This window comes from Janthinobacterium sp. 13, assembly GCF_002749695.1.
GTDB lineage: Bacteria > Pseudomonadota > Gammaproteobacteria > Burkholderiales > Burkholderiaceae_D > Janthinobacterium > Janthinobacterium kumbetense.
In genome coordinates this window covers 1,560,524-1,574,648 of the sequence record NZ_PEEQ01000001.1, presented here as the reverse complement: position 1 = coordinate 1,574,648, position 14,125 = coordinate 1,560,524, and the positions used below count along the sequence as shown (strand labels likewise).

The window sequence follows — 14,125 nt, the reverse complement described above, 5'->3', positions numbered from 1 at the left end:
GCGGGTTTTTCGCGTTTTTTTTGACAGGACGATTGTGCTGGTATTTCGACGTGTTTACGATGTTGCTTTACTGTTAATTCTGCTGCTGGGCGTCCCGGCCGCGGCGGCGCCTGCGCCCACCCTGCGTTTCGACCAGCTCAGCGTCGACCAGGGCCTGGCGCAGGAATCGGTGCTGGCCATCGCCCAGGACCGGCAGGGCTATATGTGGTTCGGCAGCCAGTCTGGCCTGAGCCGCTACGATGGCTACCGCATGGTCGTCTATAAAAATATCGAGGGCGACAAGACCAGCCTGGCCGACAATTGGGTGGGCGAGCTGCATGTCGATAGCCAGGGCCAGCTGTGGATCGGCACCGACAATGGCCTGGACCGCTTCGACGCCGCCAGCCAGACCTTCATCCATTACGTCCCGGCCGAAAAGAGCAAGCGCGGCAACGGCAACCGGCATATCCACGCCATCCTCGACGATGGCGCGCGCGGCTTCTGGATCGCCACCTCGGACGGCTTGCAGCATTTCGACCCCGCCACGGGCACCTTCCGCACCTGGCACCATGAAGAGGGCAATCCGCACAGCCTGGGCGACAATGAAATCAAGGCGCTGGCGCTGGACGCGCAACAGCGCCTGTGGATCGGCACGGTAACGGGCCTGGACATGCTGGCGCCGGGCAGCGAGCGCTTCGAGCATTTTGCCGTCGACACGGAGCCAGGCTCGAAATACAACGTGATCCAGTCGCTGCTGATCGACCGCCAGCAGAACCTGTGGATCGGCACAATGGCGGGCGCCGAGCGCTGGCGCCTGGGCGGCGCCGGCCAGCCGCCGCAGGCGCGCGTGCGCTTCGGCGAGAAGCATGGCTTTTCCGCCATCCGCGTCGCCAGCCTGTACCAGGATGTCGACGCCACCGTCTGGCTGGGCAGCAATGCCGACGGCCTGTTCCGCTGGCTGCCCGCGAGCGACACCTTCCTGCAATACCGGCATCAGACGGGCGACAAATTCAGCGTCGCCGACAACCAGCTGTCGTCCTTGTACCGCGACCGCGCGGGCACCTTCTGGGTCGGCTCCTGGTACAGCGGCGTGAGCCGGGTCGACCTGGGTAGTGGCGGCTTTTCGCGCATGGCGCGCGCGCCCGGCGACGTGGGCGCGCTGGCGGACAAGAAAGTGCGCGCCGTGGCCGATGCGGGCGATGGCAAGCTGTGGCTGGCCACCAAGGGCGGCCTGAAACTGTACGACACGCGCGACGGCAGCTCGCGGCTGTTCGATCTGCGCAGCTCGCCCGGCATGTCGCGCGACGAGCAGGTCACCACCCTGTACAAGGCGCCGGACGGCGTGCTGTGGGTGGGCGGCTCGACGGGCTTGCACCGCTTCGATCCGGCCCTCGGGCGTTTTTTTACCATGCGCTTTGCCGCCGGCGACCCGAACAGCGACACGATCCGCAATATCGTGAGCGACCGCAGCGGCATGCTGTGGGTCTCGACGCGGGGCGGCGTGCACCGCTTCGACCCCGTCAGCCGCCGCTTTACCACCTACCGCCACGACCCGGCCAACCCGAACAGCCTGTCCGACAACATGGTGCGGCCCGTGCTGGAAGACGGCAAGGGGCGCTTGTGGATAGGTTCCTTCCACGGCCTGGACTTGCTGGACCGCGCCAGCGGCCACTTCCGCCATTTCCGCCACGATCCGCAAAACCCGCATAGCCTGAGCCACGATGAAGTGCATTTCCTGCACGAAGACAAGCGCGGCGTGCTGTGGGTGGGCACGGCCAATGGCTTGAACCGCATGGACGTCGACGCCAAGGGCGAGATCCGCTTCCGCCGCTTCGTGCGCAAGGATGGCATGGCCGACGACGCCGTCGCCAGCATCCTCGGCGACGACAACGAGCAGCTGTGGCTGAGCACGAACAGCGGCATCACGCGGCTCGACATGCGCAGCGGCCTGTTCCGCAATTACGACAGCGCCGATGGCACCGTGGAAGGCTCGTACTTCGATGGCGCGGCCCTGCGCGCGGCCGATGGCACCATGTATTTCGGCGGCTTCAACGGCATGACGGCGTTTGTGCCGGAGGATATCCACGACAACCGCGTGCCGCCGCTGGTGGCCATCACGGAGCTGCAGATATTCAACAAGCCGGTGGCCATCGGCCGCGGCGAGTTCGCGCACGTGCTCAAGGCGGCGATCGACCATACGCGCAACTTGGTGCTGACCAGCCGCGAAAGCGTCTTTTCGCTGGAATTCGCGGCCCTGCATTTCGCCGCGCCCCAGCGCAACATGTTCGCCTACCGACTCGAAGGCTTCGACCAGGACTGGGTCATGACGGATGCGGGGCGGCGCTTTGCCACCTACACCAACCTCGATGCCGGCAACTACGTGTTTCGCGTCAAGGCGGCCAACAAGGACGGCGTGTGGAACGAGAGCGGTGCCACCCTGGCCATCACGATCCTGCCGCCGTTCTGGAAAACCTGGTGGTTCCGCACCCTGATGGCGGCGCTGCTGCTGGGCGCCATATATGGCGCGTACCGCCAGCGCGTGCGCGCGCTGCGGCATCAGCAGAATGAACTGGAAAAGCAGGTCAGCGAACGCACGGCGGAGTTGCAGAGCAAGGAAATCGAAGTGCTGGCGCAGTCGGAAAAGCTGGCGCAAGTCAACAGCAGCCTGACGAAAAACGAAGAAAGCCTGCGCCAGGCCAAGCGCAAGGCCGAGGATGCGACGCGCCAGAAGTCGGAATTCCTGGCCAACATGAGCCACGAGATGCGCACGCCGCTGGCCGGCGTGATCGGCATGCTGGGCTTTGCCCTGCGCGACGAGCAGCTGCACGACGCCACGCGCGAGCAGATCCTGCGCGGCCAGGCCAACGCCCAGTCGCTGCTGGTGATCATCAATGACTTGCTCGATTTTTCCAAGATCGAGGCGGGCAAGCTGAGTATCGAAAACATCGACTTCGCGCTCGGCGCGGCGATCGAGACGGTCGTCACCCTGTTCGAGGAGCAGGCTGCCGCGCGCAGCATCGGTTTCGCCATCGATTTCGCGCCCGACCTGCCGCCCTTCGTGGTGGGCGACCCGACCCGCTTGCGCCAGGTGCTGGTCAACCTGGTCGGCAATGCGTTCAAGTTCACCCAGCGCGGTGGGGTCAGCCTGAGCGTCGAACGGGCCGGCGTGGCCAGCGGCAGCGGCGGACGCAAGGTCAACCTGATCCGCTTTACCGTCAGCGACAGCGGCATCGGCATCGATGCCGATGCCATGGCGCGGCTGTTCCAGAAGTTCGAGCAGGCTGACGCCAGCACCACGCGGCGCTACGGCGGCACGGGACTGGGCCTGGCGATTTGCCGCCAGCTGGTTGAACTGATGGATGGCCAGATCGAGGTGGCCAGCACGCCGGGGCAGGGCAGTACCTTTGCCTTCACCTTGCCGCTGGCCGATGGCGTGGCGCCACCGCTGGTGCCGCAGGTGGCGCTGGCGCCGCACAGCCACCAGTTGCGCGTGCTGTGCGCGGAAGACTTCCCCACCAACCAGATCATCATCCGCGTCATGCTCGAAGAGCTGGGGCACCGGGTCGACGTGGTCGCCAACGGCGTGCTGGCGGTGGCGGCTTGCGTGCATACGCGCTATGACCTGATCCTGATGGATGGGCGCATGCCGGAGATGGACGGCGCCACGGCGACGCGCCTGATCCGCGTGGGCGGCTGGCCGGACCAGCCCGTGCGCGACCAGGAATTGATGATCGTGGCCCTGACGGCGAACGCCAGCGAAGAAGACCGCAGCCGCTATCTTGGCGTCGGCATGGATGATTTCCTCAGCAAGCCCGTCGACGAGGCGGTGCTGCATGGCTTGCTGGCGCGCGCCATCGAGCGCCAGCTGCAGCGCGGTTTCATGTTGCCGCGCATGCCGTCGAACGCGCCGCGCGGCACGGTGCGGGGACAGGCCGAACTCGACGCCCTGTTCGGCATCGCGCCGGCAGTTCCCGTCGCGGCGCCTTCCCAGTCCATCCGCAGCGGCGAACTGCAACGGCGCATCCGCGTCGCCTTCGTCGCCGACCTGGAAGGGCGTTTGCGTGAACTCGACGACGCCCTGGCGGCGCAGGACAAGGACAACGCCGGGCGCCTGCTGCACGGTTTGAAGGGCAGCGCCGCCTACCTCGATGAAACGCAGCTGCACATGCTGTGCACGGAAATGGAAGAAGCGGCGGACGGCGGGCGCTGGACGCAGGTGGCCCTGCATTTGCCGCAATTGCGCGCACTGTTGGCGCAAATAGCTGTTTTGGACAAGGAAATGTAAAATAGGCAATGCCGGCCATGGAGCGCGCGGCGAAACTGGGTAGAATACGGCCAGGCACCGAGACGCTGCCGCCAATGGAGAAAGCAATGAAAGTACTGGTGGTTGACGATGATGTCGTGTCGCGCATGGTATTGATGCATTTGATCGACAGCTGTGGCGTGCACGATATCGTGGAAGCCGAAGATGGCGCGGCGGCGTGGGAACAGCTCGAAGGCGGCTTGCGCCCGTCGCTGTGCTTCTGCGACTTGCGCATGCCGCGCCTGTCCGGTATGGAACTGCTGCAGAAAATCCGCTCCGACAGCGCGCTTGATGCCATGCCGCTGGTGCTCGTGTCGTCGGCCAATGACCAGGATACGGTGCGCGACGCCGTGCAGGCCGGCGCCGCCGGCTACATCGTCAAGCCTTTCCAGCCGGAGCAGGTGCGCCAGCATATCGACGCCTGCTTCGACGTCTCGGCCTTGCCGGCCGAGGCGCCGCGCGACACCTTGCAGCGGCTGGGCATCGACAGCGAACGCCTGCTGGCGTATCTGACGGGCTTCCAGGGGCAGATAGTCGCCGCCAGCGAACAGGTCGACGCCTTGCTGGCGCGCGGCGAGCCGGCCCAGGCGCGCCAGCAGCTCGAACGGCTGCACCTCGGTTGCCGCACCCTGGGGTTGCATGGCGCGGAAGCCGGGATGATGGCCCTGCTGCAGGCCTCGGTGCTCGATGGCGACCAGATGCAGACGGCGCTGGCCGCGCTGGCGCGCAGCGTGGCGCAGCAGGCGCGCCTGCTGCGGCAACAGGACGGGATCGACTGAATCTGCTGTTTTTTGCTTGCCGGGAAAATACTTTAGGTTTAAAGTATCTGCTTCCGGGCCTTGTGCACGCGCCCGCTACCAGCCAGGATGAGCATGAGCAGCGACCCTTCGCCTACCACCGCATCTCCCCAGGACGACTTTGCGCGCGCGCATTTGCCGCCGCGCGCACTCTGGCCGCAGCTGTGCCTTGACTTGCCGGAACTGCAGTATCCGGTGCGCCTCAATTGCGTCGCCGCGCTGCTCGATGCCGCCGTGGCCAATGGCGGCGGCGGGCGCACCGCCATCCTTGCCGACGGCCAGCGCTGGACGTACGCGCAGCTGGCGCGGCAGGTCGACCGCATCGCCCACGTGCTGCGCAGCGACCTGCGCCTGATCCCCGGCAACCGCGTGCTGCTGCGCGGCGCGAATACGCCCATGATGGCCGCCTGCCTGCTGGCCGTGCTGAAAGCGGGCTGCATCGCCGTGCCCACCATGCCGCTGCTGCGCGCGCGTGAACTGTCCACCATCCTGGCCAAGGCGGAAGTGAACGCCGTGCTGTGCGCGCAAGGCTTGCGCGGGGAACTCGATGGCGTGCCCGGCTTGCCCGCCATGCTGTGCTTTGGCGCCGAGGGCGTCGAACTGGAACAGCGCATGGCGGCCCACGATGCGCCATTTGCCGCATGCGATACGGCGGCCGACGACGTCTGCCTGATCAGCTTTACCTCGGGCACGACGGGCGTCCCCAAAGGCACCATGCACATGCACCGCGACCTGCTGGCCATCTGCGACTGCTTTCCCCGCTCCATGCTGCAGGTGCGCGCCGACGACATCTTCATCGGCACGCCGCCGCTGGCGTTCACCTTCGGCCTCGGTGGCTTGCTGCTGTTCCCCCTGCGCTTTGGCGCTTGCGCCGTGCTGCTGGAAAAACTCACGCCCGACGGCCTGCTGCGCGCCATCGAGGCCTATCACGCCACCATCTGCTTCACGGCGCCCACCTTTTACCGCCAGATGGCGCCCCTGGCGGCCAGCCACGACTTGCGCAGCCTGCGCCTGTCCGTCTCGGCCGGCGAAGCGCTGCCGCTGGCCACGCGCGACGCCTGGCAGGCGGCGACGGGCCTGGCCATGACGGACGGCATCGGCGCCACCGAGATGCTGCACATCTTCATTTCCGCCACGGGCGAGGGCATCCGCCGTGGCACCATCGGCAAGGCCATCCCCGGCTACCAGGCATGCATCGTCGATGACGCCGGCGTGCCGCAGCCGCCCGGCGTGACGGGCCGCCTGGCCGTGAAAGGCCCTACCGGTTGCCGCTACCTGTCCGACCCGCGCCAGCGCGAGTATGTGCAGAATGGCTGGAACCTGACGGGCGACACCTTCGAGATGGATGCCGACGGCTATTTCTATTACCGCTCGCGCAGCGACGACATGATCGTTTCGGCCGGCTACAACATCGCCGGCCCGGAAGTGGAAGAGGCGCTGCTGCGCCACCCGGCCGTGGCCGAATGCGGCGTGGTCGGGCGCGCCGACGCCGAGCGTGGCCAGATCGTCGAAGCGCACGTGGTGCTCAAGGAGGGCTGCCAGGCCAGCGACCTGCTTGCGGCCGAACTGCAGGACTTCGTGCGCCAGCAGATCGCCCCGTATAAATACCCGCGCGCCATCCATTTCCTGCCTTCCCTGCCGCGCACGGAAACGGGCAAGCTGCAGCGCTTCAAACTTCGCACGGACACTCCATGAATATTGTCTGCATCGGCGGCGGCCCCGCCGGCCTGTATTTCAGCCTGCTCATGAAAAAGCAGGACCCCGCGCACCGCATCACTGTCATCGAGCGCAACCGCCCGTATGACACGTTTGGCTGGGGCGTCGTGTTTTCCGACCAGACCCTGGGCAATCTGGCCAACGCGGACGAGCCGACGGCGCGCGCCATCCTGCAGGCGTTCAACCACTGGGACGATATCGAGATCCACTTCAAGGGCGAGACCGTGCGCTCCGGGGGCCATGGCTTTTGCGGCATCGGCCGCAAGCGCCTGCTCAACATCCTGCAGGCGCGCTGCGAGGAACTTGGCGTGCAGCTGGTGTTCGAGACGGAAGTGCAGGACGACCAGGCCATCGCGCGCCAGTACGGCGCCGACCTGGTGATCGCCAGCGACGGCTTGAACAGCCGCATCCGCACCCGCTATGCGGCCAGCTACCAGCCCGAGATCGACCAGCGCCATTGCCGCTTCGTCTGGCTGGGCACGCGCAAGAAATTCGAGGCCTTCACGTTCGCCTTCCGCCAGACGCCGCACGGCTGGTTCCAGGCGCATATCTACCAGTATGACGGCGAGACCTCGACCTTCATCGTCGAAACGCCCGAACATGTGTGGCGTGCGGCGGGCCTCGATGCCATGAGCCAGGAAGAGGGCATCGCCTTTTGCGCAGCCCTGTTCGCCGAGGAACTCGATGGCCACGGCTTGCTGAGCAATTCGCCGCACCTGCGCGGCTCGGCCCAGTGGATCACCTTCCCCCGCATCGTCTGCCGCCAATGGGTGCACCGCCAGGATGGCGTGCCCGTCGTGCTGATGGGCGACGCGGCCCACACGGCGCATTACTCCATAGGCTCGGGGACCAAGCTGGCGCTGGAAGACGCGATCGAACTGGCGCGCTGTTTCGGCCAGCATGCCGCTGCCGCTGCCGCTGCCGCTGCCGGTACGGATGCTGCGCTGACCGCCTACCAGCAGCTGCGCGCCATCGAGGTGCTGAAAATCCAGAGCGCGGCGCGCAATTCCATGGAATGGTTTGAAAACGTCGAGCGCTACAGCGCCATGGAAGCGCCGCAGTTTGCCTACTCCATGCTCACGCGCAGCCAGCGCATCTCGCATGAAAACCTGCGCCTGCGCGACCCTGCCTACGTGGCCGATTACGAGCGATGGCTGGCGTGGCGCGCGGGCGAGCAGGCTGGCGTGGCGATGCTGGACGAGGCCTTGCCGCCCATGCTCACGCCATTCCGCTTGCGCAGCGTGCTGCTGAAAAACCGCATCGCCGTCTCGCCGATGGCGCAATACAGCGCCGTCGATGGCGTGGCGGGCGACTACCATCTGATGCACCTGGGTGCACGCGCCATGGGCGGCGCGGGGCTGGTATTTGCCGAGATGACGTGCGTGTCGGCCGATGCGCGCATCACGCCCGCCTGCCCGGGCATGTACAGCGAAGCGCACACGCAGGCCTGGCGCCGCATCGTCGATGTCGTGCATGCGAACAGCGATGCGAAGATCGCCCTGCAGCTGGGCCACGCGGGGGCGAAAGGCTCGACGCGGCCCATGTGGGATGGCATCGACCTGCCCTTGAAAGAGGGTAACTGGCCGCTGATCTCGGCCTCGGAGCAGCAATACCTGGCCGGCGTGTCGCAGGTGGCGCGTGCGGCCACGGAAAGCGACCTGGCGCGCATCGAGCAGGATTTCGTGCGCGCCACCCTGGCGGCGGCCGTCGCCGGTTTCGACTGGCTGGAGCTGCATTGCGCGCACGGCTATCTGCTGTCGAGTTTTATCTCGCCGCTGACCAACCGCCGCACGGATGAATATGGCGGAAGCCTGGAAAACCGCTGCCGCTATCCGCTGCGCGTATTTCGCGCCATGCGGGCCGCCTGGCCGCAAGATAAACCCATGAGCGTGCGCATCTCGGCCCACGACTGGGTCGATGGCGGCATCACGCCTGACGACGCCGTCGTCATCGCGCGCCTGTTCAAGCAGGCGGGCGCCGACCTGATCGACTGCTCCTCGGGTCAGGTCAGCAAGCTCGAACAGCCAGTCTACGGGCGCATGTTCCAGGCACCGTTCGCCGACCGCGTGCGCAACGAGGCGGGCATCGCCAGTATGGCCGTCGGCTCGATCTTTGAAGCCGACCACGCCAACAGCATCATCGCCGCCGGGCGCGCCGACCTGTGCGCCGTGGGCCGGCCGCACCTGGCCAACCCGGCCTGGACCCTGACGGAGACGGCGCGCATCGGCTACAGCGGCGCCGGAGCTGTCTGGCCGAAACAGTACCGGCCGGGCCAGCAGCAGCTGGAACGCAATCTGCAGCGCGAGCGCCAGCTGGCGGCCGCCAATACGGGTCTCACCCCGCAACAGGTAGCCGCGCGGCTGCTGGAAGGATGACATGAAGACGCAAGCGATAATCGACAGGCATGCGTTGGTGACGGGCGCCGGCAGCGGCATCGGCCTGGCCTGCGCGGGCGCGTTGCTGGACGCGGGCGCCCGCGTCACCCTGGCCGGGCGCGACGGCGCGCGGCTGGCGCGCGCGCGCATGCAGCTGGAAGAAGAGGGCCATGCGGGCAGGGTGGCCATCTGTGTGCTCGATGTGGCCGTGGAAGCGTCCGTGCAGGCGGGTTTCGCGCAGGCCGCCGCGCATTTCGGCCGCATCGATATCTTGATCAATAACGCGGGCCAGGCGCATGCGGCGCCTTTCGGCAAGACGGATACCGCCATCTGGCAGCAGATGCTGGCCGTGAACCTGACGGGCGTGTTCCACTGCTGCCAGGCGGCCATGCCGGGCATGCTGGAAGCGGGTTGGGGGCGCATCGTCAACGTGGCGTCGACGGCGGGCTTGAAAGGCTACCGCTACGTCAGCGCCTACGTCGCCGCCAAGCATGGCGTGATCGGCCTGACGCGCGCGCTGGCGCTGGAAGTGGCGCCGCGCGGCGTCACCGTCAACGCCGTCTGCCCCGGCTACACGGAAACGGACATGGTGGCCCAGGCCGTGCAGAATATCGTGCGCAAGACGGGGCGCGGCGAAGATGCGGCGCGCGCGGAACTGGCGGCCAGCAATCCGCAGCAGCGGCTGGTGCAGCCGCGCGAAGTGGCCGATGCGGTGGCGTGGCTATGCCTGCCCGCGTCGGCAGCCATGAATGGACAATCGATCGCCGTCGCCGGCGGCGAAGTCATGTAACGGAATGAAGACCATGGATAAAGAACCCGACAATGTGCAGGACGAACCCGTGCTGGATCTGGCCAGCCGGTTGACGCAGGACCACCACCAGTCGCTCAAGCTGTGGCTGCGCATGCTCTCGTGCACGGTCAAGATTGAAAACGAGGTGCGCACGCGCCTGCGCGCCACCTTCGGCATCACCTTGCCCCGCTTCGACTTGATGGCGCAGCTGGAACGCTTTCCCGAAGGTCTACGCATGGGCGAACTGTCCAAGCGCATGATGGTCACTGGCGGCAATATCACGGGCATCACCGACCAGCTGGAGCAGGAAAAACTGGTGGCGCGCGTGGTCGACCCGAAGGACCGCCGCTCGTACAGCGTCAAGCTGACGCCGGCGGGCCGGCGCGCGTTCGACGAAATGGCGCGCGTGCACGAAGGCTGGATCGCCGAACTGCTGCACGGCGTGACGCCGGACGACAAAACCCGATTGATCGACCTGCTGTCGCACATGAAGCAGCAGTTGAATAACACCCCCTAAAGGACTGAGCATGCGCCATCTACCCGGCCAGCCGCAAGACCTGCCAGGCAACCGCGCCAGCCTGGCAGGCTACGCCGCGCGGCATTTTCTGTTTTCCGTCGACGCAGGCGTCGCCACATTGACCTTGCACCGGCCCGAGCGCAAGAATCCGCTCACCTTCGATTCGTATGCGGAGCTGCGCGAGCTGTTCCGCGCGCTGGCGCATGCGGACGATGTGAAGGCCGTGGTCATCACGGGCAGCGGCGACAATTTCTGTTCGGGCGGCGACGTGCACGACATCATCGGCCCCCTGACGCAGCTCGACATGCCCGGCCTGCTGGCGTTTACCCGCATGACGGGCGACGTGGTGAAAGCCATGCGCGCCTGTCCGCAACCTATCGTCGCCGCCATCGACGGCATTTGCGCGGGCGCTGGCGCCATGCTGGCGCTGGCCTCCGATATCCGCATCGGCACGGCGCGCAGCAAGACGGCCTTTTTGTTTACCCGCGTGGGCCTGGCCGGCTGCGACATGGGTGCCTGCGCCTTGCTGCCGCGCGTGATCGGTCAGGGCCGCGCCGCCGAATTGCTGTACACGGGGCGCTCCCTGCCTGGAAGCGAGGCCGAACGCTGGGGCTGGCTCAACCGCCTGGTCGAACCCGGGGAGCTGGCCGAGGCGGCGCAGCTGTTCGCCGCCGGCCTGGCCGGCGGCCCCACCTTCGCGCACGGCATGACGAAAAAAATGCTGCAGCAGGAGTGGAACATGGGCGTCGATGAAGCCATCGAGGCGGAAGCGCAGGCGCAGGCCATTTGCATGGCCACCAACGATTTTCACCGCGCCTATCACGCCTTCGTGGCGAAAGAAAAACCGCAATTCGAGGGCGACTGACATGAGCAGCACGCGTGATACGACTTACCTGGACTGGCCGTTTTTCGAAGCGCGGCATGCCGAACTTGAACGCGAACTCGATGCCTGGGCTTCGCGGCACCTGCAGGAAGCCCATGGCGCCGACGTCGATGCCGCCTGCCGCGCGCTGGTGGCGCAACTGGGGCAGGGCGGCTGGCTGGCATACGCCACGGGCACCGATGGCAAGATCGACACGCGCGCCATTTGCCTGATGCGCGAAACCCTGGCGCGCCATAACGGCCTGGCCGATTTCGCCTTCGCCATGCAGGGACTCGGTTCCGGCGCCATCGGCCTGTTCGGCAGCGCCGACAACAAGGCGCGCTATCTGCCGGACGTGGCCAGCGGCAAGCGCATCGCCGCCTTTGCCCTGTCCGAGCCGCAGGCTGGCTCCGACGTGGCGGCGATGGCGTGCGCGGCGTGCCGCGATGGCGACGACTACGTGCTCGATGGCGAAAAGACGTGGATCTCGAACGGCGGCATCGCCGACTTTTACGTGGTGTTCGCGCGTACGGGCGAGGCGCCGGGCGCGCGCGGCATCAGCGCCTTCATCGTCGACGCGGACAATCCCGGCCTGGAAATCGCCGAGCGCATCGCGGTGATCGCGCCGCACCCGCTGGCGCGCCTGCGTTTCAATGCCTGTCGCGTGCCCGCCACGCAGCGCCTGGGCGAGGCGGGACAGGGTTTCAAGGTGGCGATGGCCACGCTGGACGTGTTCCGCACGTCGGTGGCCGCCGCCGCGCTGGGCTTCGCGCGGCGCGCCTTTGACGAGGCGCTGCGTCACGCCATGGCGCGCCAGATGTTCGGCCAGACCCTGGCGGACTTCCAGCTGACGCAGGCAAAATTAGCGCAGATGGCCACCGGCATTGAGGCGGCAGCCTTGCTGACCTACCGCGCCGCCTGGCAGCGCGACCAGGGCCGCAAGGTGACGAAGGAAGCGGCCATGGCCAAGCTGACGGCCACGGAAACGGCGCAGCAGGTGATCGACGCGGCCGTGCAGCTGTTCGGCGGCATGGGCGTGGTCAGCGACCATCCGGTCGAGCGCCTGTACCGTGAAATCCGCGCCTTGCGCATCTACGAGGGCGCCAGCGAAGTACAGCAATTGATCATCGCGCGCGAACTGCTGCGCGAGGCGGGACATGCATGAATAACCAGGAGAACGCAATGCAAGTGCTGCAACCACCGGGATGGGCCAGGCCGCGCGGCTATGCGAACGGCGTGGCCGCCAGCGGACGCACGGTGTACGTCAGCGGCATGATAGGCTGGGATGCGCAGGGCCGGTTCCATACGGACGATTTTGCGGGGCAGGTACGCCAGGCCTTGCAGAATATCGTCGCCGTGCTGGCGGAGGCGGGCGCCTTGCCCGAGCACATCGTGCGCATGAACTGGTATGTGCTCGACAAGAAGGAGTATGTGGCGGCGTATCCGCAAATCGGCGTGGCGTACCGGGAGCTGATCGGCAAGCATTTTCCAGCCATGACGGCCGTGCAGGTGGCCGGCCTGATCGAGGATCGCGCCAGGGTGGAAATCGAGGTGACGGCCGTGCTGCCGCCATGATGGCTGCAATAAACTATTGCCTTAACTGCATTTCAATTGAAATAAATTAATGCAATTAATATATCACCCTGTGCTATATTGATATGCTGAAAATTCACGGCATATATACAGGGGGAGCGATGCAACAACAAATCATGCTGAAAATCAAGGCGGTGCGGCCCGTCACCTTGCTCGCCGGTGCCCTGCTGTGCATCGGCAGCGTTCCTGTCGCCTCGGCGCAATCCTTGCTCAACGGCGCGCAGGAAGCACAGCTGTCCGCCTGGCTGGGCGAAGGGCCGCTGGCGCTGACGGCCATCTATACGAAGTCGGCGGGCGACACTTCGCGCGACTTCCACCTGGCCGCCGACGGCAAGGGACGCACGTTTTCCGTGATGCAGGCGAGCAACGCCGCCGGCCAGACCTGGCTGGTGGGCGGCTACAACCCGCAAAGCTGGAATTCGTCGGGTACCTACAACATGACGCCGGAAGACCGCGACCGCACGGCCTTCATCTTCAACCTGACGTCGGGCCAGTATTTCCGGCAGACGCCGAAAACCTATGCGCTGGACTCGGTGGGGGCGTATCAAACCTTCAATGATATCGACGCCGGCCCCACGTTCGGCATCGGCGCCGACCTGGGCATGTCGGCGGACCTGAGCACCAATGGCATTTCTTCGCGCTACTCGTACATCGACCCGGTCAATGGCATCTTTGGCGCAAGCTTGCTCGATGGCGCGCCGTATGGCTCCTATCCGAACGTCACGTTTGGCGCCATGCAAGTATTTAGCGTCAGCGCCGTGCCCGAGCCCGCGATGTTGCAACTCATGCTGGCCGGCTTGTTGCTGGTTGGTGCAGGCGTCGCGCGGCGCAGGAAATTCAGCGTGCCGCCGTTTGCCACCATGGGTGTCAAATAAGGCAGGGCGCTGGTACGGGTTCGGCAGCGTGGCGGGAAATGGTGTGCAGGAATGGCTGACGGCGACGGCGCGCCTGGCCGTGACTGTCCGGCGCATGCCCGCACGTTGTGCGGGCATGAGTTCGTCTCGTCACCATGTTCAGAATAATAATAAACAAAACTCAGCGTTAAAAGCATAAACTTGCCATTGCTGGCTGCCAACGCGTTACGTATAAGCAACTTTTTGGAATTGCACCGTGTTATTTAATTCATTTCCGTTCTTTCTGGTGTTCTTGCCGTTGGCGTTGCTGGGATACTTTCTCCTGTCAAAATACTCGCT

At 65.9% G+C, this 14,125-nt stretch carries 10 protein-coding genes; all 10 read left to right on the top strand.

Translation table 11 applies throughout. The features are described 5' to 3' along the window. The first annotated feature begins 34 nt into the window (after positions 1 to 34). The 10 genes from CLU94_RS06855 (at position 35) to CLU94_RS06810 (ending at position 13,807) form a co-directional block, all read left to right on the top strand. Positions 35 to 4,264 (top strand): hybrid sensor histidine kinase/response regulator, encoded by a 4,230-nt coding sequence (locus CLU94_RS06855; protein ID WP_257218707.1) that lies wholly within the window; start codon positions 35 to 37, stop codon positions 4,262 to 4,264. 86 nt (positions 4,265 to 4,350) lie between these two features. Next, complete coding sequence (locus tag CLU94_RS06850) at positions 4,351 to 5,061, top strand: response regulator (RefSeq protein ID WP_077400918.1); 711 nt, start codon at positions 4,351 to 4,353, stop codon at positions 5,059 to 5,061. Between the two features lie 93 nt (positions 5,062 to 5,154). Continuing rightward, the gene (locus CLU94_RS06845) at positions 5,155 to 6,774 is read left to right on the top strand and encodes an AMP-binding protein (protein ID WP_099665092.1); all 1,620 of its coding nucleotides are present in this window, start codon (positions 5,155 to 5,157) and stop codon (positions 6,772 to 6,774) included. Further along, the gene (locus CLU94_RS06840) at positions 6,771 to 9,170 is read left to right on the top strand and encodes a bifunctional salicylyl-CoA 5-hydroxylase/oxidoreductase (protein ID WP_099665091.1); all 2,400 of its coding nucleotides are present in this window, start codon (positions 6,771 to 6,773) and stop codon (positions 9,168 to 9,170) included. The genes CLU94_RS06845 and CLU94_RS06840 overlap by 4 nt, the downstream gene beginning before the upstream one ends. A gap of 1 nt (position 9,171) precedes the next feature. Further along, a complete protein-coding gene (locus CLU94_RS06835) occupies positions 9,172 to 9,960 on the top strand; it encodes an SDR family NAD(P)-dependent oxidoreductase (RefSeq protein WP_099665090.1) in 789 nt (262 codons plus the stop codon). A gap of 13 nt (positions 9,961 to 9,973) precedes the next feature. After that, positions 9,974 to 10,477, top strand: a complete 504-nt coding sequence (locus CLU94_RS06830; RefSeq protein ID WP_099665089.1) for a MarR family winged helix-turn-helix transcriptional regulator — start codon at positions 9,974 to 9,976, stop codon at positions 10,475 to 10,477. A gap of 10 nt (positions 10,478 to 10,487) precedes the next feature. Then, entirely contained in the window at positions 10,488 to 11,342 is an 855-nt protein-coding gene (locus CLU94_RS06825; protein ID WP_099665088.1) for an enoyl-CoA hydratase family protein, read from the top strand. Position 11,343: 1 nt separating this feature from the next. After that, the gene (locus CLU94_RS06820) at positions 11,344 to 12,504 is read left to right on the top strand and encodes an acyl-CoA dehydrogenase family protein (protein ID WP_099665087.1); all 1,161 of its coding nucleotides are present in this window, start codon (positions 11,344 to 11,346) and stop codon (positions 12,502 to 12,504) included. 17 nt (positions 12,505 to 12,521) lie between these two features. Next, the gene (locus CLU94_RS06815; RefSeq protein WP_099665086.1) at positions 12,522 to 12,914 is read left to right on the top strand and encodes a RidA family protein; all 393 of its coding nucleotides are present in this window, start codon (positions 12,522 to 12,524) and stop codon (positions 12,912 to 12,914) included. Positions 12,915 to 13,033: 119 nt separating this feature from the next. After that, complete coding sequence (locus CLU94_RS06810; RefSeq protein WP_257218706.1) at positions 13,034 to 13,807, top strand: PEP_CTERM-anchored TLD domain-containing protein; 774 nt, start codon at positions 13,034 to 13,036, stop codon at positions 13,805 to 13,807. The last annotated feature ends 318 nt before the right edge of the window (positions 13,808 to 14,125 follow it).

Coding starts and splice junctions, on each gene's coding strand:
- CLU94_RS06850 (WP_077400918.1), top strand. CDS start 4,351: ATGAAAGTACTGGTGGTTGACGATGATGTCGTGTCGCGCATGGTATTG.
- CLU94_RS06845 (WP_099665092.1), top strand. CDS start 5,155: ATGAGCAGCGACCCTTCGCCTACCACCGCATCTCCCCAGGACGACTTT.
- CLU94_RS06840 (WP_099665091.1), top strand. CDS start 6,771: ATGAATATTGTCTGCATCGGCGGCGGCCCCGCCGGCCTGTATTTCAGC.
- CLU94_RS06835 (WP_099665090.1), top strand. CDS start 9,172: ATGAAGACGCAAGCGATAATCGACAGGCATGCGTTGGTGACGGGCGCC.
- CLU94_RS06830 (WP_099665089.1), top strand. CDS start 9,974: ATGGATAAAGAACCCGACAATGTGCAGGACGAACCCGTGCTGGATCTG.
- CLU94_RS06825 (WP_099665088.1), top strand. CDS start 10,488: ATGCGCCATCTACCCGGCCAGCCGCAAGACCTGCCAGGCAACCGCGCC.
- CLU94_RS06820 (WP_099665087.1), top strand. CDS start 11,344: ATGAGCAGCACGCGTGATACGACTTACCTGGACTGGCCGTTTTTCGAA.
- CLU94_RS06815 (WP_099665086.1), top strand. CDS start 12,522: ATGCAAGTGCTGCAACCACCGGGATGGGCCAGGCCGCGCGGCTATGCG.
- CLU94_RS06810 (WP_257218706.1), top strand. CDS start 13,034: ATGCAACAACAAATCATGCTGAAAATCAAGGCGGTGCGGCCCGTCACC.